The sequence below is a fragment of the Sphingobacterium ginsenosidimutans genome (assembly GCF_039536865.1).
Lineage (GTDB): Bacteria > Bacteroidota > Bacteroidia > Sphingobacteriales > Sphingobacteriaceae > Sphingobacterium > Sphingobacterium detergens.
This window is the reverse complement of sequence record NZ_BAAAZK010000007.1, coordinates 379,113-405,966: the sequence shown is the minus strand read 5'-3', so window position 1 is coordinate 405,966 and position 26,854 is coordinate 379,113. Positions and strand designations below refer to the sequence as shown.

Below are 26,854 nucleotides of genomic sequence, written 5' to 3'. Positions count from 1 at the left end.
ACATAGACTAAAGACTCATCAAGAAATCTATTTTTCAATTCCGTTAATACCGCTAGCTGAGGCATAGACCTATACAACGTGGAAAATGCTGCTCATTCTTCATCCCCAGGGTAATATTGTTCCAATTTTATCATCTTTTAAAAACGTCTAAATCATCCTTGTATGCTTTCTAGTAAAATTCTACTATTATCATATTCATATATTGCAGTTACATTTTTTTAAACTTGCCATTGTTTAGTAAAGCATATGTTTCTGTTTCAAAAATGGGCTCTTCATTCATCCAGTTTGAGCTCGTTATGACTATTTTATCTTTTTCAACTTGGCTCCTTTTACCAAATGCAGATTCTGCTATTTCGTCATAAGCAATTTGAAGTCTATCGATGATTTTGTGTTTTTTATTTACTGTAATCAATGTTGTGAGGAGCTCGTGTTCACCGCACTGATAGCTAACCACAATGGAAGTAAAATTTTCAGAGAAAGGTATTTTATATTTTAACCTGAAGTTTGTTGCATCCTTACATCCAGGATCAAACTTTATACGCTTCAGAAAACCTGTATCATATACTCCAGATTTTTCAACATTGTCGAAAGTAGTACTGTCTATTATCGGAAGATTTCTTAGAGGAAGCTGTGCCAATAAGTCTAGATCATAATTGAAAATTTCTTTGCCTTTTTCTATAATAGCGCCATCATCTCCAATACTTTTTGTTATTAGCGGTATTTTTGTAGTTTTCTTTTCCGTTTTGCTGTCGCAGCCTAAGAAAAAAAATACTGTTATCAACAGTAGTTTAAACAGTTTTTGCATGCTTATTCTATTTTCAGATCTATTCAATGATTAAACTCAATTTTCTATTTAAAAACTCCTTTTCTATAAATGCAAAGAGTTCCTCTTCGCTCAAAGTTGGATGGATATCATTACCGAGCCATTTCAACAAATTTCTGTAAAGAACATCCAGAGAATGGAATCTGCTTACGTTCGGACATTCATCGTAAAAGCTTCCAGTAATTGATTCAATATACGGATTATCTGTCGGTTTCCCTTCCGCTTGGCTTCGACAACTCGCTTATATTCGGCTACATTGATTAAACTAAATCCGCATTTACTTATCAAAAATAGAAATATCGTTTTCTTCCAGCACTTACATATGATAGTCTTTTAACTAACTCTTCCCTATTAATAAGAAACGAATCCAAAAAATTATTGATTAATAACAGGGGCAATTGTTACGATCAAAGTGTATATAACATTTAATCATGATTTTATTCCAAAAAACAGCAGCCCTAGATCAGATATTTTAATCAAAATGTACGAAGAAAAAATGTAATTTTACTCAATTGAACTATAAAACCCAATGCATACCAACAGAATTAAGCTCCAAATCACCTCTATTGTCTGTATAATTATTTGTAATTTTTCTCAGGCACAAACACATATAATCAACCAAACTTCTATTGATAGTGCACGATTTTCGCAGACAAGAAATATATTAAACAATCTTTCCGTAAATGGGTTTGAAAAAAAGGTATTTACAAATGGGAATGTTAATATACCTTATCGGTTTCTTCTGCCTAAGGGCTTTGACCTATCAAAAAAATATCCGCTCGTAATCACATTTCATAATTCATCAAGAATAGGTAATGATAACGAAAATCAATTGGAACATTTAGCACGAACATGGATTAGAGATGATATTTTTAACAAATTCAGTTGTTTTGTTTTAGCACCTCAGTTTACACAACGCTCGTCCACTTATGTTCAAGATGCGGAGGGAATTTTGACATCATTTCCATCAAATGATGCTGTGCAAATTCTGGCTCTAATTAAAAAAATCGAGCAAGACTACCCGAATATTGATTTGGGTCGAATTTACTTAATCGGTTATTCTATGGGCGCTTCGACGGCTCAAAATTTATTGAGCTTAGCCCCTGAAAAATTCGCTGCGATGGTCTCAATAGCAGCTGTCCCTGACTTATCTAATCTTGATCACTTAAGACATAAGGATATTTGGTTAATTCATGGGGAAAAAGACATCGATAATCCGTACATCGGAAGCAAGGTATTATACAAAAAATTGAATGGCAATTCCAAGCTTGTATTTACAACATTTAAAAATCTACAACATAATAATATTGTGATTCCCTATTTATTGACGGATGAACTTCAAAAATGGTTATTCAGTAAGCATCTATAATATCTTTGACGCCCACTTTGCAAAAGGCATTTCAATCTTAATTTTACCTTCTCCATACATTCCAACATCAATCCCAGATAAATATTGATTTACCAACAAAATTTATCTGATACAGCATATTCTATACATTGATCAATGGTCTTCAGTTTGCCCCGAACGATTTTGTTTTTATAGAGTTTTCTTTCTCTACTGTAACTTACACCCGTTATTAAATATTTCCCTGTTTTGTCCCATCCATAGAAAGCCGCTTTATCAAAAAAATCTGGCACGAATATAAATTTACTTTCTTTTTCAGACCACTTGTAAAATTGGTACATATCATTGTCTCTCATTGAGCTTGCGAGATCCAGAATAAGAAGGTCTTCATATCCATCATTATCCATATCTATTATTGTTATAAAATTATAATCTCTATTACGAAAAGTCATTCTTTTTCTACTTACGAACTCATTTTCTCTAAATTCTTTATCCTTATAATAACCATAGGTATAATAATATGAACCGTTATTTATAGTTTGCCAATGCTGAAGTTCAATAGTTCCTTCAATACATCGATAAGCAGACTTCGGTAAAAAGTTACTTGTCCCCTCTTCTATTTCAGCAATGGTATAATTTTTTCCTCTTAACAAATCTTCAGACTTAGCGAGTAGCAATCGAATGTCTATCTTTCTTTCATTAATTTCTAAGGGAATTGTTACGACATATTTTGACGGAATATGCAATGTATCAATATATTTTTGCACACCTTGTTTCCTGATAGACTTAGGCTTAGGTATTCGACCATCGATCACTTTAGAATCAATTTTAGCTAAATTGATATCTTCATCGTTTGAAATACTTTTAGACTGATTTCTTGTACAAGAAATCAACAACATGAGTACAAAAGCATATGCTATTATTGTAGTTGTTGATTTCATAAACTTGAACTATTAATTTCTATAAGTCAAAAGTATGAAAAAGAAACAGTTACTCGCTATAAAAAGCTATGTTTTAGTATTGTAAATGTGAAAGACTGTAAGATAGAAATGATCTTATATCTAGCTTATGAATGTTTTTTCCTAAATTGTAACCTATAAAAATGAAATCCAGTAAACGAACATATTATGATTACAGAATTCCCTCTCCACAAGAGTTTGAAACAGTATTCTCTCATTTTTATTTTGCGGAAAATAGGACCGAAATAACAATAACCAAAACCCTTTTGCCATCTTTCCAAACCATCATGGTTTTTAATTTCGGTGCGTCTGCATTTTTGATTTCCAAGCAAAACACGAAAATCAAGGTTGGAAAATGTATTGTTTTGGGACCAATTAAGTCCGCATTTGGATATGGTATCCCCCCAAACTCCAGCATATTGGTTCTCAATTTCAAAGATGATTCATTCTATCGTTTTTTTGGCAAAGCATTTTTATCTAATCATTTGCCTATTCATCCCGATGAAGCAATGGAAGAAAATTGTTTTACTAGTCTATGGGCACAATTGAATAGTATAGATGGTGTACAGGAAAAGGTGGCACATATTCTCAATTTCTGCCGGCCCTATCTCAACCTTCAAAATGTAACTTCTAATCTATTAGCTAATTTCAAATCGGATACAATAAATCCAATCAAGTTTATTGCAGAAAAAGCGCGGCAAAGTGAAAGAAACATTCAATTGATTCATAAAAAGCACTTTGGTTTCAGCGCCAAGGAGATCATCCGTTATCATCGTTTCTTTAAAGCGATTGAATTGATTCAACAGATAGATTTTTCCAAAGAAAAGGTAAACTGGTTTGAAATTATCAATAAATGCGGCTATTATGATCAAAGCCAGCTTATTCACGACTTTAAACATTTTATTAATCTTTCGCCTAGGAACTACCTAAAGTTCGAGCAGGATATCTGTCAAGCTACCAGCAAATAGCTATTTTCGTTTTCATACAATTTTCCTGATTTGCCCTATTTTAAATTTGTACTGTTCAATCAAATATAGTAACGCTATGAAACATCTCATTATTTATGCCCATCCAAATCAGGAAAGTTTGAATGGTCAGTTTAAACAAGCTATTGAAAAAAATCTAGTACAGCAAAAACAAGATGTAATCGTCAGAGATCTTTACACGCTCGGATTTGATCCTGTGCTGTCGTTGGAAGATATGACAGCACAGCGAAAAGGCATTGTCAATGAACTTATTAAAAAAGAGCAGGAATATATTAAGTGGGCGGATATAGTCACCTTTATCTACCCAATCTGGTGGACCGGTATGCCTGCGATTATGAAAGGATACATTGACAGGGTATTTAGTTATGGTTTTGCCTATCGTTATGATCAGGGTATACAAAAAGGACTATTAACTGGAAAACAAGCGATAGTTCTCAATACGCATGGAAAATCTAATGAAGAGTATAGCACTATCGGTATGGATAAGGCATTACTGCTGACATCCGATAAAGGTATCTACACCTATTGTGGATTTCAGGTCACAGCGCATTTCTTTTTTGATAAAGCCGATCGTGCCACCCCTGAGGTTATTGAAATATGGCTTTCTAAAATCACAGATGTATATACTACAATGAACACTCAGCTTTCTAATTGTTAGAGCTCATAGTATAAGGAAAGTCATCTAGCTCACTCAATTATATTATGTCGTTACGATAGTATTAGTGGGATGGAACTATTTCGATTTATACAAAACATCTGTGGTTATTGATCATAAGGAATGCTATTAATAAAGACTTAAAAAAGGCAGGATATTAAAACCCTGTCTTTCATTCTTTTACTTCACAGTCTAGAACATTAGCACTAATGAATGCAACTACCTATACTTCAATGAGTGGAACTTTATCAATATGTAAATCTGTTTTAAAAGTTTTGATATTTAATAGATTCTTTTGATAAAAACAGTAAATCCTTTTCCATAAAGCCTTTATAGAAAGTACTATTTTTGGTAATATTTTGTTACAATCTTTCGTATCTTAATTCGGTCAATAGAATGTTCAGAGCAAAGCCCATGAAAATTACAACCAATTTTATCCTCTTCCTCATGCTCCTCTTCATGTTATCCTGTAAAGAAAAAATAAAAGATGAAGATCAGTTTGTAATTTATCAGGTAAGTCCTAATAAAGGAAATGTAAGATTGTATTGGAAAAATAATGATCATACCATTCTAAGAAGTATTGCTCGGCTGAAGAAAGAAGTTGAAGCTAGGAATGAAACATTATTGTTTGCCATGAATGGTGGAATGTTTGAGCCCGACAATTCCCCGAAAGGTCTTTATATCGAAAATTTTAAACTGCTAAAATCAATTGATACGCTAAAAGGCAACGGCAACTTCTACCTTCCTCCAAATGGAATATTCTACCTGACGAAAAATAATCAGGCAGTAATTGTTGAAACTCAAAAATTCAGACAGAGCAGGGAAATCAGATATGCTACTCAATCTGGACCGATGCTACTCATGAATGGAGAAATAAATCCCATTTTTCAAAAAGATTCTAAAAATCTGAATATAAGGAACGGTGTGGGCATTTTGGGAAATGGGGATCTCCTCTTTGTCCTGTCCAAAGAAGATATCAGTTTTTATAATCTTGCACGATTTTTTAAGGAATCAGGATGCAAAAATGCATTATACCTAGATGGTTTTGTTTCCAGAGCCTATCTTCCTGAGAAAAACTGGGTACAAAATGATGGGGACTTTGGAGTCATGATTGGTATAACTGCAGCTACGAGGTAGTTTTGGATAATTTCCTTTTTATTCGAATGTTGTCATTTCAGTAATGATGTGCTCAATTAAATCTTTGGCCGAATGGAATTTTAAGATTGAAGTTGGTTGAGGGAATAAAAGGCGTGGCCTAAATAGATACTCTAAGAGCGGGTAATGAAGCCTAAATGTAAGACCAATCTGTTAAATTGGCTTCTTAGAACCGAAAGTCCCGTTTTTCTAATATTCCATCGCTATATATTTCGGTATAAATTAACCGTCCTTTTTTCCTGGTATTTAATATAGGTCCTCCTGTTTCGTCATTGTGTTTTTGCAGTAATTTATAAAAATTCCATGTTCCAACAGGAGAACCATCTTTATACTCCGCTTCCAAGTAAGTATAAGGATCCGTGAATTCTGAATACCGTTGTAAATCAATATGACCATTTGATTTAAACTCTATCCATTTCCCTTCTTTCTTATGGCTTTTCACCATTCCTTGCTCCTCATCACTTTTGTAGAAGCCATCATTATCATAGTATCTAGAAAATTTTCCAGAGGGAAGAATCTGATATTTACGTAAAGGTCTTAATATTAAAGGGTCTTCGCCAAATTCATAATCTTGTATGGAAATTATATAATTTTCAGTGATGTTAAATAAGCTATAGTGTGCAAATCCCATTTCCCCCTCATGATGAAGATATATTCTTTTCATATCAATAAGCTTACTGTCCTTCGTTGAAATTAAGTACACTTTTTCAATAAACGGTTCGGCATAACGGACGGTATTATATACAGCCACAAAGTACAATGAATGCACTCCATAACTCAGAAAATTAGATGCAATTTTAAGCCTATCATATTGCTCATTTACATTCTCACTAAATGGCAAAAAAATATCATATTCTTCGGGAAGTAATATCAGATCTTTTTTGATTACTTTTTCAAAGTTTAATGCATGGAGTTCTTTCAATTTATTTTCATTCTGTATGGTAGACAGAATGACGTCAATGCTCCCTTGTTTCGAAATATCTGAATATCCAAATGGTAAAGTTATACGGTCAGTGTTATTTCTGTTAAAGAACAATGATCCCTTATCGATCGAACATACTCCTGTGTCTATTGCCTTATTTTCTATCTGAGCATTACTGTAGTTGGAAAAAAGGGAAAATAAAGTAATAAAATAAATGATATTAATTTTATACATATATAGCTATTATAGAAAGGGAACCATGAAATGGTAATATTCTTCGAAAGAAGAATGACTTCGGACGGTACCCCATACATACAACACAAATATCAATAACTGGTTTCTCAAATTAGTGCAAATACTAATATTCGTCTGCTACAATTTAATATTCGTAAATCTATTCTTGTAATTATCGATATTTCTTTTTTTTACTATTTTCAACCTCCGAAATACCACCAACAAAAAGAAAGGCCACTTTGAGATTGTCCAAAGTGGCCTAATTATCAATAAATTCTTAATGGTTACCTAAATTGTACCGATGGTTCTGATACAATCGGCAAGGTTCTCTAGTCATCAGCAGTTAGAAGTCCGCTTTCCCATTTAACGTTACGGTTGAATTCGTCCAATATATATACTTTGTAACTTTGGCCATCTTCAAATACGCGAAGAATAACGTGTCCACGAAATGACTGATATCCCTTTTGGAACCATGGACCATAAGTAACCAAAGTTTCATCATGCATATTGGTTGAGAATAACAACCTATCTTTTCCCTTCCCCAAATTCCGCAGCCTATAGTAAACCTCTTGTCCGGGCTGATCTGAACTATAAACTTGTTGAATGGCAATTTTCGGATCCAGTGTCGCTATAAGGTTTGCGTTGTTGGCATCGCGATTTCCATGATGATCCAATACCATCGCATCGACGCGTCCGACGGCTTTGGCAATAGAAGTTTCTACATCAAACCAAGATGGTACTGAGTCGTCGTGCAAACCGGTATTGTCAGCACCAGCATAGTAGTCAAACTTACCATAACGGAACTTTAAAGCCATACTCAAAGGATTTTCATTATACCCCCCTTTGTAGAAGTCGAGCATATCTTTAGCTGAAAAAAGTTCAGTCCTTTCATTACTTTGTGGATTCCATACCTGCGCATTATTTTTGATATTCAGAATATGTACCATTGGAAAAGCTTTAGGATCTTTTGTCAACACGATCTGATCTTGACGTCCAACTTGCAAAGATTGAATGGTATACAAACGACTATCAACCAATTGGAGATATCGCTGAAATAACTTATCATCCTTCAATTTAACTCTTAGATCCAAAGGAAAGTCGTAATTTGGATAACTACGGTCAATGATAGTTTTAACATCCAGTCTCGGCAGCAGATCCATTACGGCACCATAATGGTCACTATGGAAATGACTGATAATAGCATAATCCAACACTAGTGGACTTCGCTGGCTCCCAGTGGCCCACTCTATATACTCAATCAGCGCATCCTGAATGGTACCAGTCGATGCGTAGCGGGGACCGATCGCTTTCAATGGCGCATTATTTTTCTCAAAACCCTTTTTATCCACTGTTCCCGCATCCAATAAGATACGTGTCCCATCAGGCATCATAATAAAGGTACAATTTCCCTCTCCTGTATTAATGTGATGTATATCCATGTACCCTTTTTTCCAAAACGGAAATTTCTGCTGTACTGAAGTTCCATGCTTGACCGGGGATAGCTGTGCCAACAGGAATGGTGCTTCTAATGCGAAGAATAGCACTAACATTCCTAGTTTTCTAATCATCTTCATGGGTTCTGCTTTTTGCTCTTTAAATACTTTATCAAAAGCGCCGGACGGTCGGTTTGAATCATGTTAACATGATTCTCCAGAAACCAATCATAAATGGATGGGTCAGTTACAGCTCTTTCGTCATCATGCCCAACATTCTGCTTGGGCCAGAGTGAATTAACCCAGATATTGATCCCCTGTTGCCGTAATTCTTGAAATCTTTTCAATATGTCCTCCTGGCCCTTGTTTATCGTGAATTCTACCGCAATGGGTTTATAATTTCGAAGATGGTTATCCAATAAAACCTTCGCATTGGAACTGTTCATATTAATAATTGGCATGAAACTTACCTCTTCAAAGCCTTTACCCAGTTTTTCTTTGATTTCCTCATACGATTTATTGGCTTTAAGCACGATCTGATCCAGCGTTCCTGTAGATTTAGCAATCGCATAACAGATAGGGAACAACTCAAAACCCTTGTCAATATTAACAAGAATGTGCCCCTTGCAGGTTAACAATGCTTCTTCTAAGGTTGGGATACGATGTGACGTAGCTATACCGAGCCCGTCTTTGAGAAATAGGTTCTTTAGACTGTCCAACGTCCAGTCTCCGACCCTTCCTTTTCCGGTAGTTGTACGGTCAATAGTGGAGTCGTGCATTAATACTGCTTTTCCGTCTTTAGTCAGTTGTACATCGATCTCGACCATATCCACGCCCATTGAAATACAGTTTTTGATTGCCTGAACGGAGTTTTCGGGCGCATTGCGCCAATCGCCGCGATGGGCAATGACCCAAACTTTTTCGCTGGGTGAATTCCGCAGTTGCGCTGTTGTCCGCTCGATGTTCGTAGTGCTGGCAGCCCTCTCTTGTGCTGGTAACTGCTGTACAAAAAGTAGCAGCATATAGAAATAAAACAGCCTGATATTTATCTTCATGGATTTAAAAGCTTCAATTTTCCAATTATTTAGTATAACCTGGATTTTGTGAGATACTCTGATCAGTCGCGGTCTGGCTTGCAGGAATAGGAAGCAACAACTTATTGTTGTCTGTCAAGCCCAAAAGCAGCGCAGCACGTCCCCGACGGATAATATCAAACCAGCGATGGCCTTCAAAAACGAGTTCTTTGCGACGCTGCATATCAATTTCCTCAAAAATATCTTGTTTTGTCAAAGCTCCTTTATAAGGGCCTATACCTGCGCGCATCCGGATTTGATCAAGGTATTTCAAAGCTGATGTGGTACTGCCCAATTCATTTTCAATTTCAGCAAGCATCAGCAATACGTCCGCATAACGCAAGACAACAAAATCACTGCCGGCATCTTCAACGACAGTCACCGGAACGGCAATTTTATTGCTATAGCCTAAACCTGAAACTAAGCTTTTGACATAGCTTCCTTTACGTTTGTCCTGATCTGTAAATAGACCATAGAACTTGCTACTTAGCACACCATGACCTTTGGTTCCAGTCATCTTTCCTTCCACACGTCCAGTCGGATTAAACATCCGATAAGCGTCAGTCCCTTCGCTGTTGGAATTAACACCTGAAGCAAACTGAACAGCAAAAATAATTTCGTTATTTAATTCATTGGCCACTGGAAAGACCTGTGTGATATCATCAAGCAACCCTTGCCCTGAGGTAGGACTAATCACTTCATCCAAAAAGGTTTTGGCATTTTGGAAATTACCTAAGGTTAGTTCGATTTTCCCCATTAGTGTTTGCGCAGCCGATTTTGTCGCGCGGCCTTTATTGGACTCTGTACGTGTTGGCAGCAAAGCAATGGCCTCTTTAAGATCTGTTTTGATCTGGTCGTAAACCTTTGCCTTTTTTGTACGGCCCTGACCAAATAGCTCCTGTGGATCTTTAATCTCATCAACCACAAGTGGCACATCCCCAAAACAGCGTACCAAATTAAAATAAAGCAAGGCGCGGATAAACTTCATTTCACCGATCCTATTTGATTTCAATTCTTCTTTGTTGAACGAAATGTCCTTAATTCTGTTGAGTACAATATTTGCATTCTGAATAGCCATATAGTGATCTCTCCAAACTGCCTCGATGAGGCCGCTTTGTGGTATATTGGTAAAATTGTCCAACATGCCATACTCGCCATTATCATTGGCAGGCGTTTCATCATAAGCGTCCTCACCGGGGATTTCACCAATGGCCAGCATGCCCAAGTTATAGATTCCTTTAAACTGTAAAGAACCGTAGGTTGCATTTATCGCTTCTTCGATTTCCTTTTCATTTCGGTAAAACCGTTGCGCAACCTTCTCTGTTTCAGGATAGATCTTAAGTTCCTTTGTACAGCTCAGCATAGTAGCCGAACCAATCAAAAATATGTAGATTATTTTTTTCATCTCAATAAACTCCGTTCGTATAATTAATTTCTCTATTGACATTTCGTCTAAACGATGTTGCCATGGTTATCTTTAATAAGTTGCTTTGAGTCCAAAAGTTATTGTTCTAGCAATTGGATAGTTTCCTCCTGTATTGTATCCTGATGTTAGAATATTTCCCATGGTGGTACCATCAGGATTCCAGCCCCTAAACTTGGTTTTTGTAAATAAATTTGTACCTGAAACATAAAGCTGCAGATCACTTAACTTTATCTTTTTCAAAGAGCTTGAATCGAAGGTATAGGCGAGGCGCACATTTCGTAACCGAAAGTAGTCGCCATTATTGCGTTGCACAACAACAGAACTGCGCACCAGCTTTCGGCTATTGGAAAAGTTACCAAAATTAGGCTGTCCCAGAAACCCTCCGGGATTGTTTTCGGGATGATATCTGTTTTCAAAATAGTACTGCGAGGGAACAGCGAAGCCCTCGCCGGATTCAGTCAGTGAAGACATATCACCGACCAGCAATGTCCGTCCATAAATACCGGCGAAATCAAAACTAAAGTTAAATCGCTTATATGTGATATCTGAGCCAAAACCATAAGTCCACTTTGGTGCATATGAACCTTTTGAGGTTTTATCCTCCTCATTGATCTTACCATCGTTGTTGACATCGATTACGCGATAATCCCCTGTCAGCGTTCCGTCGAGATGTGGCGAATTATCTATCTCTGCCTGGGTTTTATATACACCATCAACGGTATAGGCGTAGATCTCCGCAATAGAACCACCTACTTTAGTCACGAAATTTTGATCGACACCAGTGGCTATCTTGTTTTGCCCCGGCCCTAACGCCAACACTTTGTTGCTATTACGCGTAGCATTGGCATTAAAACCAATAGCGACCTTACCAATCATAAAATTATTACCGGATAATTGAGCTTCAAAACCTTGGTTCTCCATTTCACCAACATTTGCAAGCGCCTCACTATAACCTGATTGAGCCGGGACAGGTACTTTGAGCAATAATCCTTTGGTATTCGTTTTGTAATAAGCCAGTGAGAGATTTAACCTATTTTTTAAAAACCCTAGATCCAAGCCTATATTTTGTGCATTGGCAATTTCCCAACCAAGGTTGGGATTGGAAGATGTACTCGTAATATACCCTGGTGCAACCGTTGATCCATTGAGATAATCATAGTTATATTTAGTATAGTCATTCACATTGGTAACCAGCGCGTAAGAACTATAGTTGCCAATTTGGTTATTTCCTGTCTTTCCCCAACTTAAAGCTAATTTGGCAAAATTTAGAAAATTATTTTCAGGAAAGAAATTCTCTTTGCTCATAACCCATCCAACGGATGCTGATGGAAAGTTTCCCCATCGGTTGTTTTCACCGAATCGAGAGGAACCATCACGGCGTAGCGCTAGCGAGACGAGATACTTCGCATCATAATCATATTGAATACGGGAAAGAAAGGATTCTAATGTCCACATATCAATCTTAGGAACTGATCTTGTTGCACTCGCCCCCGCAATGTTCTGGATATTGTCATCCGCATATCCTGTCCCCGTAGTTTTATTTAAATTGATCCGTTCTTTCTGAAAAGTATGACCTATCAACACGTTAAATGAGTGCTTTTGAATCCGGAAGTCATAATTCAAGGTATTCTCTACGAGATAATTATAAGTTGATATCCGAGTTTGTGTTCCATCTGCGTCCGGTCTGGGCGCAGGAATCCGGTATGCCCCAACACTTAAAGGATAATAGAAGTCGGCTAAATAGGAATCGTAATCACCACCTAGGCTAAAACGGTATTTTAACCCTTTAATAATCTCATAATTGAGAAAGATATTACCAAATGTTTTGAACCGCTGGTTGAGGTTTTTGACCAATGTTGACGTCGCTAGCAAATTCTCCACGGGTGTACCATTAATCGCTACCCCTTCCAGAATACGTTGCTCTTGTACCAATTGGTTACTGATATTCAAACTGCCATCTGCCTTGTAAGGACTATAAAATGGGAAAGACAGTGGTATTAATCCCAAAGCGCCATCGCTTCTGCTAGATTGATCTCGTGCATTTTGGTGAGTATAACTTGGTTTGAGATGAATCCCGAAATCAAGTTTACTTGATATTTTGGTTTCCAAATTAACGGCAGCAGAATAGCGTTGCATATCAGACCCAATGACGACTCCTTTTTGGTTAAAATACCCGAGTGAGGTGTAGAACTTTGACTGTGCTCCGCCGCCGCTAATATTAACATTGTAGCTGGACATTGGTGCTGTTCGAAACGCTAAATCCATCCAGTCTGTATTTGTTAAACCTTGCTGACCGTCAAGATAAGGTCTTAGATAATCCAGCGAAAGCTCTCTCCCATCAATATTCTTGCCATTGATTTTTTTCGTAACACGTACCGAATTTGGGTCAGAAGCGCTACGATTCCTTGGGTCTTTGGATACATAGCCCCAATCTCGAGCTTCAGACAGGAATTGAGCCAACTGATAACCGTCCACAAGTTTTACGCCTGATGTCTGCTGCTGGAAACCGTAATAGGCATCAAAGCCTACTTTGGTCTTTTCGGCTCCCATCTTTCCCTCCTTGGTTGTAACCAGGATAACACCATTGGCAGCGCGTGAACCGTAAATTGCTGCGGATGCAGCATCTTTTAGAATATTGATACTTGCTATATCCGAAGGATTGATCGAGTTTAATGTATTTCCTTCGGATAGCGGGAAACCATCAACTACAATCAAAGGACTTGCCCCAGCAGTCAATGTACCTCGTCCCCGAATGACAATTTGAGCGCTCGCTCCCGGTTGGCCATCGGCCTGATTAATCACAACACCAGAAACCTTCCCTGCCAATTGTTGCTCAAAACTGGCCGCCGCAGTCTTCTCTAGGCTTTTGGCGTCAATCTTACTGACAGCACCTACGATTTTCGCCCGAGATTGCTCGCCATACCCAATCACCACGATTTCATCCAACAATCTATTTTTGGTATTTAATTTAATGTCAAGCTGATCTTGGCTCTCTATTGTTGTACGGAACGTATCATAGCCCACATGAGAAACCATCAAAACTTTTTCTGGCACATTGGGCACGGCTAGTCGATAACTCCCATCTGCTTGAGATAATGTTTTAACGCTGCTATTTAGAAATTCTATCGTAACACCGCTAACAGGTTTGTTGTCTTGATCACGGATAACACCAACTAGGATCTGTTGTTGTTTAGCTGTCTTCATCAAACGTTTTACCGTAAGAACCTTATCCTTAACAAGGAAATCCAGCGGGAAATTCCTTTTGAAGAAATCTATGGATTCGTTCATCGTTTTAAACTGAAGGACTGTTTCCTCCACATATAGTCCCTGCAGGTCACTTTCTACATAGTAGACTTGGTAACCAAACTGCTTGCCTAAGTTGTTGATCGCGGAGCGTAAAGACAGTGATTTTAGCTTGGCCTGCTGACCAAAAGTGTAAGGGGCCGCATTTGTCGATTCAGGAAATGCGGACCAAAACAATGAAAAAAGTATAGCAGAGGCTATAAAACTGTTTTTTTTCATAAATTTGAAATGATTTGAAAATTGATTCTAGTTATTTGAATTGATTTATTCACCGGTAATGGCTGTTACCGGTGTTTTTTATTTTAACCTATATTGTTGTTCATTAATTCGCGTCGGTTTTAGGTCTAATGGGAAAGATATAATCTGTAGGATATCCTCAAAATTACCGCTGAAAGCACCACTCACAACTTTGTCCTTTAGGCTATCTGGATAAGCTATTTTCATCTGGTAAGATTCTTCCAGTTGTTGTAATACGATAGCTAGCTCAGTGTGGTCAAACTTAAAAGTTCTTTTAGCGGATGGTAGCATATAATGCTTTTGTGTCGATCCCGCTTTAAAACACCAGGCCTCTTCGGGCATTAAATAGGTTGTATTCCCGTCTTTATTAATCTTAACTTTTCCCTCAAATAATTGCACCCGATGGTCGGTATCCGTTTGAATAAGATCAAACTTTGTACCCAGCACTTCAACATCAAAATCCATTGCATCAATCTGAAAAGGTTTATTTTTGTCCTTAGCGATATCAAAATATCCCTTCCCTCTGAAAGCTACTTTTCGTATGCTACTCCCAAATTCGGTAGATATAGTCAGCTCACTAAAGGGTTCCATGATGATATGGCTACCATCTTTAAGGTATACAGTGTCACGATTGTTCATTGTCACAAAAGTGTACTGTTCTTCCACATTTTTGGGTTGGAATATAAACCACGCTCCTAACAGCAATACGGGAAGAATAAGTAGCATACTTTTCCTCTTTTTTCTTTTAGCCCGTTCCTTTTTCTGGATACGTTGATCAATGTTTTCCCATAAGGATTGAGATGTCTCCTGTTTCACGGAGGGGTCCTCCGAAATTGCATCCCAGATTTCTTTCGGATCTTTTTTTCCTTTTGCCATATCGTATAGATGGTATCTATAAACTATTACGTCTATACCCCTATATCGTACACCCCCTATTTAAAAAAAAATTAAAAATTAGCCCGAAGAAAAGTCATGGCTTTGTTGATCTGCTTAGCAACGGCTGTTTTGGATATTTTGAATTTATGAGCAATCTCACTGTAACTTAACTCATCCACAACACTATCAAGTACCATTATTTTTCGACGTTCTGGTAGAGCTGACAATAATAAATTCAGTTTGTCTACTTTAATCTGATAGGCAGATTCGTCAAACCTCTCTTCGATTTCTGTCAGCTCGTATGCGCTATCAAGGGAAGTAAATTGAACCTTTTGTTTTCTATAAAAATTGGCAATTTCCTGCTTGGAGGTTTTAAAAATTATTGCTTCTGGATTGGATACGCCATATAGCTTATGAACATAACGCCACAGATGAATAAAAACTTCCTGTACTACATCTGCAGCATCATCTTGGGATTCAATATAGTATTGAACGAATAAAAATACTTTCTTATGGTATCTATTAAATAGGTCTTTGAAGTACTCCTTCTTCATAACGATTTTTATTCAAATCAGACAAATGATGTCTAAAAGCTAACTCATAATTGGATAAGGTCTTTTACCTTTTATAGATAAATCTACAAAATTAGTAAGAAGCCTACAATCCAAAATTGAATATTAAGTTGTTCCAATAAGTTCACCAGACAAAAATACAAAGCCTATCACCATTATATGAGCAAAGTAGCAGATTTCATAATTTCTTAACACGAACTTATATTTAAAACATAATATCCACCATAAAAATTGACAAGAAATATCTGTCACATTCGTATAGTAATATTTAGAGTTTATTCCTGGTGGAAGCTGGCTCTGGACTTATGTTTTTTTGTCAAGTATCCGGTCAAATAGGTCCGAATATCTTTTGGAAGAACACTCAGCGTAACTTTTAAGCTTTGGACAGGTTTACAGTCCTTTCCTTCTCCACAATAATAGTCTAGATGGAAGATATAGTCCTTGTTTCCATAAATGACAATATAGGATACTTTCATATCATAACTCTCATATCCCCCACAGTAATAAAAAGGAATGATAGCCGCCTTTCGCCCACCAAGGTTCTGAATATGTATTTCTTCCTTTACGAAGTAGATTAACGACATTTGAGAATAGGGATATGTGTAGACCACCGATGTAGAACCTTTTTTGTTTTTCACACGCGCTTCGATCTGGGTGAGTACTCCATCAAATCTAGACGAATCAGCATTGCAGGGATTCGTAACTTTTACGTGCAATGTGTTTTTTCCATATGCATCTTGATAGACGCGTTTCGTCACGATGGTATCAAAGACCTGCAGTTCCGAACCACTTCGAACGGTATCTTGCAGATACCTCCTCGAGGTTGCGAAACACGTAGTGGTAAAGAGAAGCAACACCATAAATATGGTACAGCCAGAAATTGTGGCAATATACCCTCGAGAAATCGCTACAATGGGCATATTATGTCTATTTATCGGTTTTGCCATGCGCATAGGTTCATAAAAAATGGTATCATTTTGTTTGTATAATTGAGCAAAATCTGTTCCAACACGGGGGGCTTTTTGCGGTCTTTTAATTCTTACTTGTACATGGTCAATTTTTTCGATTATTACAATCAGTATCGGACGCATTTCTGATTTTGCTTTTCAATATCTACATCCATTTTTTTATATTATATCCTTTGAAATTGACAATTCACTAATTAAATATACATTTCAGATATGAATATACTTATGTCATTTATTATTCGTGTTTAATGGATTTATATTCGCTTAAAAATTCTTTCGTTCTGTGATCCTCCGCTGAAAAATGGTCTCTCAAAACTGTATATTGGCTGCAACTTCTTATACCTTACTGAAATTAGACTATCCCATTACACTTACCACAATATCACCATAATTTCATGTTTACACTGCAGGATCAGACATTAATCATCGTATATTGTTTTGGGTTGATACCGAAATGCTTTTTGAATACTTTTGAGAAATGGCTGAGGTTGGTAAAACCGAGTTTATAACCAACCTCTGAAACGGAATACTTTTTTTCTTGCAGGAGAAGAGCGGCTCTTTTTATTCTGAACTTCTGATAATAACTAAATATACTGTCGCCGAAAATCTGCCTAAATAGTCGCTTTAGTTTAGTAGGGCTCATGGCCGCTTCAAGTGCGAGCTCTCCAATAATAGGAGGCGTTTCGAGGTCGTCAAGGATTTGGTCTTTTATTCTATACAGGATTGTGATATCGTGGTTGCTCAAAGCATACATACGTTTCTCATCCCGCTTTTCCAGTTCCATCAATAGCCTGCAGATCATTTCCTCCGCTTTGATTCTTCGAAAGAATAGTTCGAACGTTTCGTCAACAGTTTCCGATACAATCTCATCGACCACTTTCTGCAAAGAAGGCGAAATGATCTGTTCAAAAAGATAAGGTTGTGTATTCTCGAGGAGGCTTTCTAAAACCGGAGACTGCGCTGATATGCTAAATAATTTACTCAGATAGCTGGCCTCTATTTCGATATTAATAGTTGACGTATTGGAATGGATGGAAATTATCTCATCTGTATTAATACGACTGGTTGCAATCAAAACGGTAGGTATTTCTTTGGGATTTGTTCCTATAGATAATGATCCAAGTCTGGGAAAAATGTTTTGGAACTTAAAAAATATAACCTTTTTTGCATCATCACGCTCTAGATTATCAATCACAACATCCTCATTCAACTCGTAGTCACTGATCAACATCCTCATGTGTGCATTAAAAACAAACCCAATGCAGTATCCGTTTCCATATTCGTTGGGGATCTCTAATTTTCTTCTTTTAATTTCAGTTCCAAGGAAATAAGCCAGCTTTTGAAGAACAAGGGGAATTGTCTGATCATCTTTTTTCATAAAAGTCTTTTATAGCTATTTTTGAGTCTAATGTAATTATTTTATTCCTAAAATGACAGCCAATTTTGTATCGATCTTAAACAATACAAAAATTATGGTATTCAAAAATAAAAAAATAGCGATCATTGGTGCTGGGCCTGCCGGTCTTACATTGGCTAGATTATTACAACAAAATGGTGCAGATGTCGCCGTTTATGAAAGAGATAAAGATCCCCAAGCTAGAATTCAAGGGGGTACGCTTGATCTGCATAAAGGCTCAGGTCAAGAAGCATTGAAAAAGGCAGGACTGCTGGAGAATTATTATTCTTTGGCATTACCTATGGGAATTATTATGGCTGATGAAAAAGGGGCTTCACTTTTCACAAAACATTCTACTCCTGAAAATCAATACGACAATCCTGAAATCAACAGAAATGTTTTCCGGAAAATGCTATTAGAGAGTTTGACTGTTAATACTGTCGTTTGGGATAGCAAATGTACAAGACTTGAAGCTACAGACGGACAATGGCTACTACATTTTGAAACAGGCTTACAGGCAACAGCGGATCTTGTAATCGGGGCCAATGGTGGGATGTCAACAGTGAGATCATATCTTACTGACGCACAAGTTGAAGATACTGGAACCATAATCATCCAGGGAGATATTTCTGATCCCGAACATTATGTCCCGAAATTTTATCAACGCTGTGATGGGCATAGGCTAATGGTTGCCCATAAAGGAAACTTACTAGTGGTCAATCCAAACAATAATGGATTGTTGAGCTATGGTATCATTTTCAAAAAGCCCGCTGGATGGAACAATCATAAGGAAGAAGAATTCCAGAATCCAAACTTCGTACATACTTTCCTTTTGGATAGACTTTATGACTGGGATAACCAATTTAAAGAACTGTTTCTTTCAACATTATCTTTTAGCTATCTTCCGACAAGAAAATTCTCCTTGGACACTCCTTGGAAGAATGATCGTCCTCTCCCCCTAACACTTATTGGTGATGCAGCACATTTAATGCCTCCGTTTGCAGGAAAGGGCGTCAATACGGGGTTGTTAGATGCATTGATTTTATCTGAAAAACTCAGTGATCAATCTTTCACATCACTTGAGGCCGCCCTTAAGGCCTATGAAAAAGAAATGTTCGTCTACGCGCGGGAAGCACAACAGGCCTCAAGCAGAAACGAAATTGAAATGCGCCAGCCTAACTTTTCTTTTAAACAGTTAATTCAATAAGAATACTATCACCTGTGTTACCACTATATTTAATTACTTTTGGTTCCGCTCCTGTAATTAAAGATAATTTCTATATAGCTCTTTCTGTCTTCATTTTATTTTGAAAAATACATACGATAGGTTTTAAAGACTAGACAATAATCCACTATTAAATCATTCAATACCTCATTAGGAATAATGGGTTTAATTATTGACCTATAATGGGTTCTTGGCAGCCACCAGCTATATATTTATTATTTTTCTCGTCTTTGAGATAGTCAACTTTGTTTGTTTTAGGTTTATACACCAACTTGAATGTTCTTTTTTCAAATCTATCTTCTTTTTCAGGTGTAAAAATCAAAACATCCTTTTCTGTCTTATATGATCCATTGATAAATTGAATATTCTTTTCTTCTAGCAGAACATACCCTTTCTGTTCTGCTTCTTTCTTTTTTATCGGATCATAATTATAAGAGCTAATTACCATTCGGGCATTATCTCCCGCCCAGCCATACTCCAATAAATTGCTGCTTACGTACAGTAACGAATCTTTCCTTTCTTCGATCTTATAAATAAAACATCTCTTCGTCTGTTCCATAACAATATCTTCTATTCTCTTCGCCTCGGGCATGGGATATTCCTTCTTTTTTATTGGTGGCGGAATAGTATTCTTATTCGGTTTTTTCTGCTGGCCAAAAACAAAAAAATGAGAAAAGGTTATTAATGCTATCAGGAATATTTTCTTCATTTGCTCTAATTTTTAAAAATTGACTATTGTTATTCGTTAACCAAAAACTAAAATTTTCAATGTATTATCATTTCGAAAATAAGGTTTCAATAATTAAATATAAATTATTATGTCCAAAAGCACTTGCTTCATTTAATATTCGCTTTTAGGGGATTTATATTCGCTTTGTAAATAAAACTTTGGTTTGAATATAGTCTTATAACATATATGTTTGCTGTTCCATTTCATGATCAGATTACCGGTAAACAGATATATTTTGATTAATATCTAAGATTCTTAGTTATATGATTGAAGTTGTAATTTTATGAAACTTTAAATATTCTATTTTCAAATGAAAGAAGAAAATATTAGTCAAACTGAGGCTTTGGTTGTAATTGATGTTCAGAACGCTTTTGTTTCGGGTTCCTCGGCAATACCTGATCATACCAGATTAATTTCTGCTGTCGATCTATTACTTGATAAAGCAAGAATTGCAAAATGTCCTGTAATCTTTCTTCAAAATGACGGCCCTCCGGATGCGATAGACGCACCTTTTACCTGGGGTTGGAATTTGTTCTTCTCTCCGCTACCGGAAGAATATGTAATTAGGAAACAGACAGATAATGGATTTGAAGGAACATCCCTCTATGCTACTCTGACTAAACTTGAAATTAGAAAAATAGTAATATGTGGCCTGCTTTCTGAAATGTGCCTCGCTGCGACCGCTAGAGCAGCCCTGGAATATGGTTTTGATGTTTTGCTCCCACATGATGCACACGCAACTTATGATGTCCCACCCGGCCCTGGTTCCGAAGGTGTCCCATCGGCAATGGCAGCCAGAGCAGCAGAATGGTCCCTTGGCGATGAGATTCAAATATGTGCATCAGCGTGTGACGTCGTTTTTGTTTCAAACTCTCCAGAATGACACATTACTAATCTAATTACAAAATTCAAATACATATAATTTGTACGATTAAATAAGAAACCGGAGAAAAATATCAGTCTATTTTTATTACGGGTGGTTTTCCTGCGTAATCTATTTCGGGAAGGTCCGCATGGAAATCGGCAGATACCTTCAAGTCATTACAAATGATTGATAAATAATATTTTTTTTATGATTATCGCTAAATATTTATTATTATTGTATTGAATTTTAAACTTATAAACCATGAAAGGAATGGACAATATCGTATTCAAAGGATTATATATAATCGTTTGGATCATATTTATTGGATTATCGATTGAAGCTGGAGCCATTATCGTTAACTTCATTTTCAGTATCTTCAAGCCAGAATTTGTAGGAAGACTTTACCAAAAACTTGATTTATCCGAGATGTACAATCAGAGCAGAATGTCTTTTTATACAATTTATTTTTTTATTATTGCCCTTGCGGTACTAAAAGCACATTTATTTTATCTACTGATCGAAATGATGCACAAGTTGGATTTAAATAAACCATTTAGCAATTTAGTTTCCAAACAGATTACACGAATCAGTTATTTTACATTTTCAATTGGTTTGTTGAGCTGTATTGCTCAAGAAACTGTCGGTAGAATAATTCGAAAAGGCTATGAAATCGGACACTTAACACAATTCTGGACAGACAGTCAAGCTTTTATTTTAATGGCGGCTGTGATTTATGTGATATCTGTGATTTTCAGAAGAGGAATAGAACTACAAAACGAAAACGATTTAACAGTATAAGATGCCAATAATTGTGAACTTGGATGTTATGATGGCCAAGAGAAAAATGTCATTGAATGAACTATCAGAGAAAGTTGACATCTCACTTTCAAATCTTTCAATTTTAAAAACTGGAAAAGCCAAAGCGATAAGGTTTAGTACATTGGAAGTTATCTGTAAAGCATTGGAATGTCAACCAGGCGATATCTTGGAATTTCTGGAAGACTAAAAAGCGCATTAGATTTCAGGATATCGTCCTGTTCAATTCCTGTCTATCCATAAGCAAATTAACAATTTGTTTGTCATAAGTATTCCAGATTATTTTGGGTGACAATAGACTGCCACCATTTTGGGGTAAAACTCTTAGTTCTTGGATAGTTGGTAAATTCCGTTATAAACGGTTCTAAAGATGGCTGTTTGTCTGCATAAATCTTTGGATTGTCAAAATTATACACGATGCGATACTCTCCATTTGGATATATCAGCAAATTATAAGAAAACCAGGTACCTTCCTCTGGGCTTTGTTGGTATATATACTTCTTTACCGCACTCAATAATTTAACAGTTGACTCCTCTCCATCATATAAATAATATGTTAATTCTAATCTTTCTCCATGATCATTGGCGTCAAAATAGTATCCTTTCATACCTACACCACCAATATCTTGCCCCTCTATTTCCACCCGATTCCAATATGCCTCCCCAATAGAATTTTTCAAATCCTTCAAAATTAATTCTACAACCCGATCAATTTTATTCTTGATAAAACTATCAACATAAACTTTTGATCTGTCCATTTGGATGGGTACTTGTTCCTCATATTCTATTTTATCAACCACAGAAAGATTCGGAGAATTTGAGATTGTAACCACAGTATCCAAAAAGAAATTCCAAAATTGTACTCTTTTCTCTTTACTTCCCTCATGGGAGAAAGGATTTCCACCAGCGAACGCATTTGCCGCACAAAAATCTGTTGACCAACTCTCCGGATCATAAGAATTATCATCTTCATAATCGTCAATATCGAATAGGCTTGCAGCATCAGTATAAATGCTCCCACAAAGAGCCAAACAGGCTAATCCAACATCCGAGAGGGGTTTTAAATTAACTGCCTCTAAATAGTTTTTGTTTTTGTCATAAAGCATTTTAAAATCAAAGTTTTCCTTTCCATATAAATGGCGTTCCGCTTTGTTCAAGATATTGGACAATAGACTGTCATTTATTTCTAAAGTCGAATAGACAAGTTTACAGCAGGCTAGGAAAACCTTATTAATCTTTATCGGATCACGCAGGTTTTCAGCGATATGAGCCCTATTCATCAAGGGCAAATGTCCGAGGTCATTTTTAAGCAATTCTATCTTAGCATCTTTGATTATATCTATTAGCATTCTCTAACTTTTATGAAGAGGTTTGTATTTCCATTTTTACTAATTTTAGTCACCAATCTACTATTATACTCCATCATTTTATTTGTGATCGAAAACTAAATTCCACTTAAATCTACCTTATTTCCTGTTAAGGGGGACCTATCAATTGATATTTGATAGCGTTCATCTATAATTCGCTTTATTATAAACACAATGATTCATGGGTTATTTGATCGTACTTATTATATTTATTTACATCAACTTTTACTTCATTGCGCCAACAGGCGTTGCCTTACGATCAAACATAATCGGTTTTTCACTACCATCAAGTAAAATTCCTATACCTTGAATCTGACCATCCACATCGCTAAAAAAATTAAATAAAAGATTGCTTGGTTCCGTGTCTGCAACCCCATTTTTATCTACTGACCTTGGATCAAAAACATCATAATGCCTATGTTTGAGAATAATGTTTTCATAACCAAGCACAGTGTATAAGTTATTATCTTTAAGATGTATTTTAATAATTCCATAGGCGGGATTCTCGAAGGAGCCAGTATAATCTTTCAGCTTATGAGATGGTGTTGTTGATGGGACAGGAATCTTTTCTTCTTCTTTTTTAACTAAACGAGAAGCTTCAATTTCAGCCTTTTTTTCACCATTCCAATCGATTGGCTCTAATTGGAGTAGCCTATCCGCAATAGAATTCCTTACGACAGTGGGGACCTTAGAAACATTTTGATTGGTCAATACCACTATTCCCAGAGAATCAGTTGGAAAAAATGCAACATTTGCGGAGAAACCATTTATATTACCCCCATGTTCTACTTGATAATGCCCTCTGTAGGAACCTATCATCCAGCCTAAACCATAATTGGAGAGGAAAATGTCTTTGTGTTTGTCCGGTAATGCTGTGTCCATAACCATTTGAGAACTTGCAGCCTCACTAATATAATCTACTGGCAGTATAACTTTCCCATTGAAACGCCCCCCGTTGAGCCAAATCTTTAGCCAGTTGGCCATGTCACTAACACTACTGTTTATACTTCCAGCCGGTCCCATTCCATTAATATTGTAATAATCAATCTGTTTAATCACATTATCTTTAGAGACAGTATAGGGTAAAGAAGCATTACTATCTCTTTGAAATGTCTGAATATCCGTATTGGAACGCGTCATCTCTAAAGGATTGAAAAATCTTTCCTGTATATTTTTCTCCCAAGTTTTACCACTTAATCGTTCAACAATCATTCCTTGTGCCAGATACATAAAGTTATTATAATACCATTTCATCCGTACGGACGAACTAGGTTTCATATACTTAACACGTGTTATCAGACTGTCTTTGTTATCGCTATTAAATAGAAACCAGGATAAATCATACCTAGACAAACCCGTCCTATGCGCCATGAGATCCCGAAGAATAATCTGATTATCCATCTCATCGCTATAGAACTTCAACTTAGGAAGTAGCGTCACCGCCTTGTCCTCAAATGTCAGTTTACCATCCTGCCTCAACAAACCTAACAATGAAGCCGTAAAAGCTTTGGAGCTGGAACCTATGGCAAAAAGCGTATTGGGTGTGACGGGTTTCTTATTGACGATATCACGATAGCCAAATCCTTTACTATAAATGACCTTATTCCCTTTCACCACCGCGACTGCAAAACCAGCGACATGATGATCGCTTAAAACCCGTTCTAGTACCGAATCAATAGCAGCAAAATGATCATTTTTATTTTTTTGTACTTGGGCAAATAGCGAAAGGGAAATCAATGAGCAAAAAATACAGGTTAATAGGGCTTTCATATCGAATTGATTTTTATACTAATCTACTCATTCGCTATCATTCACGCAAATGTGGTATCTCATCGCAAAACCCAATTGTAAATTTACCATCTGAACTAATCTCTTTTACAAATTTTGATGGCATCAATTAATAATAGCTAAGCTTCACCAATACTACCAAAACTCGATTACGTTCCTATTCCTTCACCTTTATGTATTTGTAGTTAGACGTATTATCTGTTCCCGCTAGGAAAACAAATATCCAGCCCCACCTATTCTGCAGCCTATCCACATGCAACTGGCTATCTTGGTCCAACCAGAGTTGGAATTGGTTATTCTGGATCATTCCATATATTAGTGGGATAGGTATGATGGTACGCTTATGCTGAGATACGAAATAATTGCCTTTTAACTTTCCTTTTAGCACAATGCTTTTCTTTTCGAGACCTCTATCCAACCAAGTTGCTTTGATTTGGCTCCTTCCGATTGCCTTGAGTCTTATTTTCGCGTTCTTGAAATCCAACGTATCAATTTCATTTTTCAGGATAAGCTGATTCCATAGAGACGAAAATTCGCTCCCCTCATGATCACTTGTTAGATTCTCATAAGTTCCATCGAAGAGCTGTAGTTCCGAAATTTCATGCATACTATCTGGGCTCGTCTGCTTCAACGAAGCACATCCACATAGACTTAAAATAATACACAGAAGCATTAATCTTATCGTCAACTTTCTTATGGGCTTTCTTTTGTCGGCTATCACCATGGCACGGATTATATAACTTTAAATATAACCATCTTTAAGCATATATTATATGTCCAGATAGATCTTACAGACTTGACTCGATCTATAGATACTACAGAAAATTTTTATAGACTAGCTCCTTCCTGATGCAAATAAAAATATATTCGTAGTATATTTCGATTGGATTTAGTCCGTGTGCATTTACTACCTTTTTTGGGCTATTCGTCTATTTATTCGGATTAAGAGTAATCCTATTAGCAGAAAGGCCACAGTTATAATCACGCTATTTGTTAGTACGCTATTCATACCCAGCTCAGAAACATCTACAAAAGGATAAGGGTAAAATCCAGAAAGCGCTCCATGCCACAAAGTATAGAGCAAATAGACAAAGGGGTACAATAACCAGTTAAATATAGATCTCCAGTGTATAATACGCTGATCAATCATACTCCCCCAATAGATTAGAACCAAAATGGGAATAAGTGAGTGGAGCATTTCATCCACAATCCTAGCTATTCCAGCAGGCTGCCACAGGAAACGAAGTATCAGGTTATAGATAAGTCCAACAATCAGAATATACAATGTCACTGCTGTGATTGTTGTCGGTTTCGCAAAAAAGAGCCCTATTTTATTCTTCGGAAACAGTACGATACTAGTACAACAAATCGCAACCATGAGATTTGTCAAGATTGTAAAATAACTAAAGAACCTCACGACTAATTCGCTAATCGCAATAGAGGAATTGCTGCAACTAATTAAAAACTGAGCACCAATAGCGGTCCAGCTTAATATTGCGATGAAAGCAGCAAGGCTTCTTTGAGACAAAATCATATTCTTTATTTACTACCTAAAAATAGGCAATTTATCGACTAAATTCCAAGGCTCGTCATAAGTAAATCCAAACATTGCATCTAACGGCTTGCTCCCTTGAGGTTAGTTTTATTTCCTATTAATGAATTTATATTCGTGCAAAAAATCGTTAGCTTTATCAACGTAC

The 26,854-nt window shown here is 36.6% G+C and carries 24 protein-coding genes and 1 pseudogene; 8 read left to right on the top strand and 17 right to left on the bottom strand.

Annotated features, from left to right (window positions below; genetic code table 11):
* Positions 1 to 208: 208 nt before the first annotated feature.
* Together ABFX33_RS14025 and ABFX33_RS26720 are read right to left on the bottom strand one after the other, a co-directional pair.
* Positions 209 to 805 carry a hypothetical protein gene (locus ABFX33_RS14025; protein ID WP_346086509.1) on the bottom strand — a complete coding sequence of 199 codons (597 nt, stop codon included), beginning with the start codon at positions 803 to 805 and terminating at the stop codon, positions 209 to 211.
* Positions 806 to 824: 19 nt separating this feature from the next.
* Positions 825 to 1,034, bottom strand: a pseudogene (locus tag ABFX33_RS26720) (integrase core domain-containing protein); the annotation flags it as partial.
* Positions 1,035 to 1,352: 318 nt separating this feature from the next.
* Here ABFX33_RS26720 and ABFX33_RS14020 point away from each other — a divergent pair.
* A complete protein-coding gene (locus ABFX33_RS14020; RefSeq protein ID WP_257090300.1) occupies positions 1,353 to 2,192 on the top strand; it encodes a carboxylesterase family protein in 840 nt (279 codons plus the stop codon).
* 89 nt (positions 2,193 to 2,281) lie between these two features.
* Here the strand turns inward: ABFX33_RS14020 and ABFX33_RS14015 are convergent, their stop codons facing one another.
* Positions 2,282 to 3,109: a hypothetical protein gene (locus ABFX33_RS14015; RefSeq protein WP_257090298.1), complete on the bottom strand. Its 828-nt coding sequence runs from the start codon at positions 3,107 to 3,109 to the stop codon at positions 2,282 to 2,284.
* Positions 3,110 to 3,270: 161 nt separating this feature from the next.
* Here ABFX33_RS14015 and ABFX33_RS14010 point away from each other — a divergent pair, with 161 nt between their 5' ends.
* The 3 genes from ABFX33_RS14010 (at position 3,271) to ABFX33_RS14000 (ending at position 5,905) form a co-directional block, all read left to right on the top strand.
* On the top strand, positions 3,271 to 4,095 hold the full coding sequence (locus tag ABFX33_RS14010) for a helix-turn-helix domain-containing protein (RefSeq protein WP_346086508.1): 825 nt from the start codon (positions 3,271 to 3,273) through the stop codon (positions 4,093 to 4,095).
* A 76-nt stretch (positions 4,096 to 4,171) separates the two neighbouring features.
* A complete protein-coding gene (locus ABFX33_RS14005) occupies positions 4,172 to 4,771 on the top strand; it encodes an NAD(P)H-dependent oxidoreductase (protein WP_346086507.1) in 600 nt (199 codons plus the stop codon).
* A 411-nt stretch (positions 4,772 to 5,182) separates the two neighbouring features.
* Complete coding sequence (locus ABFX33_RS14000; RefSeq protein ID WP_346086506.1) at positions 5,183 to 5,905, top strand: phosphodiester glycosidase family protein; 723 nt, start codon at positions 5,183 to 5,185, stop codon at positions 5,903 to 5,905.
* A 184-nt stretch (positions 5,906 to 6,089) separates the two neighbouring features.
* Here ABFX33_RS14000 and ABFX33_RS13995 read toward each other — a convergent pair whose 3' ends face one another.
* The 9 genes from ABFX33_RS13995 to ABFX33_RS13955 form a co-directional block, all read right to left on the bottom strand.
* On the bottom strand, positions 6,090 to 7,079 hold the full coding sequence (locus tag ABFX33_RS13995; RefSeq protein ID WP_346086505.1) for a hypothetical protein: 990 nt from the start codon (positions 7,077 to 7,079) through the stop codon (positions 6,090 to 6,092).
* 329 nt (positions 7,080 to 7,408) lie between these two features.
* Entirely contained in the window at positions 7,409 to 8,653 is a 1,245-nt protein-coding gene (locus tag ABFX33_RS13990) for a ComEC/Rec2 family competence protein (protein ID WP_346086504.1), read from the bottom strand.
* Positions 8,650 to 9,567: a glycerophosphodiester phosphodiesterase family protein gene (locus tag ABFX33_RS13985; RefSeq protein ID WP_257090290.1), complete on the bottom strand. Its 918-nt coding sequence runs from the start codon at positions 9,565 to 9,567 to the stop codon at positions 8,650 to 8,652. Before ABFX33_RS13985 ends, ABFX33_RS13990 begins: the two co-directional genes overlap by 4 nt.
* A 25-nt stretch (positions 9,568 to 9,592) precedes the next feature.
* The gene (locus ABFX33_RS13980; protein ID WP_346086503.1) at positions 9,593 to 10,990 is read right to left on the bottom strand and encodes a RagB/SusD family nutrient uptake outer membrane protein; all 1,398 of its coding nucleotides are present in this window, start codon (positions 10,988 to 10,990) and stop codon (positions 9,593 to 9,595) included.
* 72 nt (positions 10,991 to 11,062) lie between these two features.
* The gene (locus ABFX33_RS13975) at positions 11,063 to 14,533 is read right to left on the bottom strand and encodes a SusC/RagA family TonB-linked outer membrane protein (protein ID WP_346086502.1); all 3,471 of its coding nucleotides are present in this window, start codon (positions 14,531 to 14,533) and stop codon (positions 11,063 to 11,065) included.
* A 78-nt stretch (positions 14,534 to 14,611) separates the two neighbouring features.
* Positions 14,612 to 15,427, bottom strand: coding sequence for a FecR family protein (locus tag ABFX33_RS13970; protein WP_346086501.1), 816 nt, complete (start codon positions 15,425 to 15,427; stop codon positions 14,612 to 14,614).
* Between the two features lie 71 nt (positions 15,428 to 15,498).
* Positions 15,499 to 15,981 carry an RNA polymerase sigma factor gene (locus ABFX33_RS13965; protein WP_257090285.1) on the bottom strand — a complete coding sequence of 161 codons (483 nt, stop codon included), beginning with the start codon at positions 15,979 to 15,981 and terminating at the stop codon, positions 15,499 to 15,501.
* Positions 15,982 to 16,274: 293 nt separating this feature from the next.
* Positions 16,275 to 16,946, bottom strand: coding sequence for a hypothetical protein (locus tag ABFX33_RS13960; RefSeq protein ID WP_346086500.1), 672 nt, complete (start codon positions 16,944 to 16,946; stop codon positions 16,275 to 16,277).
* Positions 16,947 to 17,379: 433 nt separating this feature from the next.
* Positions 17,380 to 18,345, bottom strand: a complete 966-nt coding sequence (locus ABFX33_RS13955) for a helix-turn-helix transcriptional regulator (RefSeq protein WP_346086499.1) — start codon at positions 18,343 to 18,345, stop codon at positions 17,380 to 17,382.
* A gap of 52 nt (positions 18,346 to 18,397) precedes the next feature.
* Between ABFX33_RS13955 and ABFX33_RS13950 the strand changes: the two genes are divergently transcribed.
* Positions 18,398 to 19,570 (top strand): FAD-dependent oxidoreductase, encoded by a 1,173-nt coding sequence (locus tag ABFX33_RS13950; RefSeq protein ID WP_428835647.1) that lies wholly within the window; start codon positions 18,398 to 18,400, stop codon positions 19,568 to 19,570.
* 187 nt (positions 19,571 to 19,757) lie between these two features.
* On the opposite strand, the gene ABFX33_RS13945 is transcribed toward ABFX33_RS13950, so the two are convergent.
* Positions 19,758 to 20,297 carry a hypothetical protein gene (locus ABFX33_RS13945; protein ID WP_346086497.1) on the bottom strand — a complete coding sequence of 180 codons (540 nt, stop codon included), beginning with the start codon at positions 20,295 to 20,297 and terminating at the stop codon, positions 19,758 to 19,760.
* A 331-nt stretch (positions 20,298 to 20,628) separates the two neighbouring features.
* Between ABFX33_RS13945 and ABFX33_RS13940 the strand changes: the two genes are divergently transcribed.
* The 3 genes from ABFX33_RS13940 to ABFX33_RS13930 all read left to right on the top strand — a co-directional run bounded on the left by ABFX33_RS13940 (position 20,629) and on the right by ABFX33_RS13930 (position 22,189).
* A complete protein-coding gene (locus ABFX33_RS13940) occupies positions 20,629 to 21,201 on the top strand; it encodes an isochorismatase family protein (protein ID WP_257090276.1) in 573 nt (190 codons plus the stop codon).
* Positions 21,202 to 21,444: 243 nt separating this feature from the next.
* Positions 21,445 to 21,981, top strand: a complete 537-nt coding sequence (locus ABFX33_RS13935) for a DUF2975 domain-containing protein (protein ID WP_346086496.1) — start codon at positions 21,445 to 21,447, stop codon at positions 21,979 to 21,981.
* Between the two features lies 1 nt (position 21,982).
* Positions 21,983 to 22,189 (top strand): helix-turn-helix domain-containing protein, encoded by a 207-nt coding sequence (locus ABFX33_RS13930; protein ID WP_346086495.1) that lies wholly within the window; start codon positions 21,983 to 21,985, stop codon positions 22,187 to 22,189.
* Positions 22,190 to 22,262: 73 nt separating this feature from the next.
* Here ABFX33_RS13930 and ABFX33_RS13925 read toward each other — a convergent pair whose 3' ends face one another.
* The 4 genes from ABFX33_RS13925 to ABFX33_RS13910 all read right to left on the bottom strand — a co-directional run bounded on the left by ABFX33_RS13925 (position 22,263) and on the right by ABFX33_RS13910 (position 26,688).
* Positions 22,263 to 23,348, bottom strand: coding sequence for an Imm5 family immunity protein (locus ABFX33_RS13925; protein ID WP_257090272.1), 1,086 nt, complete (start codon positions 23,346 to 23,348; stop codon positions 22,263 to 22,265).
* Between the two features lie 243 nt (positions 23,349 to 23,591).
* Complete coding sequence (locus ABFX33_RS13920) at positions 23,592 to 25,136, bottom strand: serine hydrolase (RefSeq protein WP_346086494.1); 1,545 nt, start codon at positions 25,134 to 25,136, stop codon at positions 23,592 to 23,594.
* 175 nt (positions 25,137 to 25,311) lie between these two features.
* Positions 25,312 to 25,761: a hypothetical protein gene (locus ABFX33_RS13915; RefSeq protein ID WP_346086493.1), complete on the bottom strand. Its 450-nt coding sequence runs from the start codon at positions 25,759 to 25,761 to the stop codon at positions 25,312 to 25,314.
* Positions 25,762 to 26,061: 300 nt separating this feature from the next.
* On the bottom strand, positions 26,062 to 26,688 hold the full coding sequence (locus ABFX33_RS13910; protein ID WP_346086492.1) for a Pr6Pr family membrane protein: 627 nt from the start codon (positions 26,686 to 26,688) through the stop codon (positions 26,062 to 26,064).
* Positions 26,689 to 26,854 lie beyond the last annotated feature (166 nt).

Excerpts from the sequence above, each read along its gene's own strand:
- ABFX33_RS13980 (WP_346086503.1), bottom strand. The coding sequence starts at position 10,990 with ATGAAAAAAATAATCTACATATTTTTGATTGGTTCGGCTACTATGCTG.
- ABFX33_RS13975 (WP_346086502.1), bottom strand. The coding sequence starts at position 14,533 with ATGAAAAAAAACAGTTTTATAGCCTCTGCTATACTTTTTTCATTGTTT.
- ABFX33_RS13915 (WP_346086493.1), bottom strand. The coding sequence starts at position 25,761 with ATGCATGAAATTTCGGAACTACAGCTCTTCGATGGAACTTATGAGAAT.
- ABFX33_RS13930 (WP_346086495.1), top strand. The coding sequence starts at position 21,983 with ATGCCAATAATTGTGAACTTGGATGTTATGATGGCCAAGAGAAAAATG.
- ABFX33_RS14025 (WP_346086509.1), bottom strand. The coding sequence starts at position 805 with ATGCAAAAACTGTTTAAACTACTGTTGATAACAGTATTTTTTTTCTTA.
- ABFX33_RS13910 (WP_346086492.1), bottom strand. The coding sequence starts at position 26,688 with ATGATTTTGTCTCAAAGAAGCCTTGCTGCTTTCATCGCAATATTAAGC.
- ABFX33_RS13995 (WP_346086505.1), bottom strand. The coding sequence starts at position 7,079 with ATGTATAAAATTAATATCATTTATTTTATTACTTTATTTTCCCTTTTT.
- ABFX33_RS13920 (WP_346086494.1), bottom strand. The coding sequence starts at position 25,136 with ATGAAAGCCCTATTAACCTGTATTTTTTGCTCATTGATTTCCCTTTCG.
- ABFX33_RS13935 (WP_346086496.1), top strand. The coding sequence starts at position 21,445 with ATGAAAGGAATGGACAATATCGTATTCAAAGGATTATATATAATCGTT.
- ABFX33_RS13960 (WP_346086500.1), bottom strand. The coding sequence starts at position 16,946 with ATGGCAAAACCGATAAATAGACATAATATGCCCATTGTAGCGATTTCT.
- ABFX33_RS13985 (WP_257090290.1), bottom strand. The coding sequence starts at position 9,567 with ATGAAGATAAATATCAGGCTGTTTTATTTCTATATGCTGCTACTTTTT.
- ABFX33_RS14000 (WP_346086506.1), top strand. The coding sequence starts at position 5,183 with ATGAAAATTACAACCAATTTTATCCTCTTCCTCATGCTCCTCTTCATG.
- ABFX33_RS13955 (WP_346086499.1), bottom strand. The coding sequence starts at position 18,345 with ATGAAAAAAGATGATCAGACAATTCCCCTTGTTCTTCAAAAGCTGGCT.
- ABFX33_RS13965 (WP_257090285.1), bottom strand. The coding sequence starts at position 15,981 with ATGAAGAAGGAGTACTTCAAAGACCTATTTAATAGATACCATAAGAAA.
- ABFX33_RS14010 (WP_346086508.1), top strand. The coding sequence starts at position 3,271 with ATGAAATCCAGTAAACGAACATATTATGATTACAGAATTCCCTCTCCA.
- ABFX33_RS14020 (WP_257090300.1), top strand. The coding sequence starts at position 1,353 with ATGCATACCAACAGAATTAAGCTCCAAATCACCTCTATTGTCTGTATA.
- ABFX33_RS13945 (WP_346086497.1), bottom strand. The coding sequence starts at position 20,297 with ATGAAGAAAATATTCCTGATAGCATTAATAACCTTTTCTCATTTTTTT.
- ABFX33_RS13970 (WP_346086501.1), bottom strand. The coding sequence starts at position 15,427 with ATGGCAAAAGGAAAAAAAGATCCGAAAGAAATCTGGGATGCAATTTCG.
- ABFX33_RS14005 (WP_346086507.1), top strand. The coding sequence starts at position 4,172 with ATGAAACATCTCATTATTTATGCCCATCCAAATCAGGAAAGTTTGAAT.
- ABFX33_RS13950 (WP_428835647.1), top strand. The coding sequence starts at position 18,398 with ATGACAGCCAATTTTGTATCGATCTTAAACAATACAAAAATTATGGTA.
- ABFX33_RS14015 (WP_257090298.1), bottom strand. The coding sequence starts at position 3,109 with ATGAAATCAACAACTACAATAATAGCATATGCTTTTGTACTCATGTTG.
- ABFX33_RS13925 (WP_257090272.1), bottom strand. The coding sequence starts at position 23,348 with ATGCTAATAGATATAATCAAAGATGCTAAGATAGAATTGCTTAAAAAT.
- ABFX33_RS13940 (WP_257090276.1), top strand. The coding sequence starts at position 20,629 with ATGAAAGAAGAAAATATTAGTCAAACTGAGGCTTTGGTTGTAATTGAT.
- ABFX33_RS13990 (WP_346086504.1), bottom strand. The coding sequence starts at position 8,653 with ATGAAGATGATTAGAAAACTAGGAATGTTAGTGCTATTCTTCGCATTA.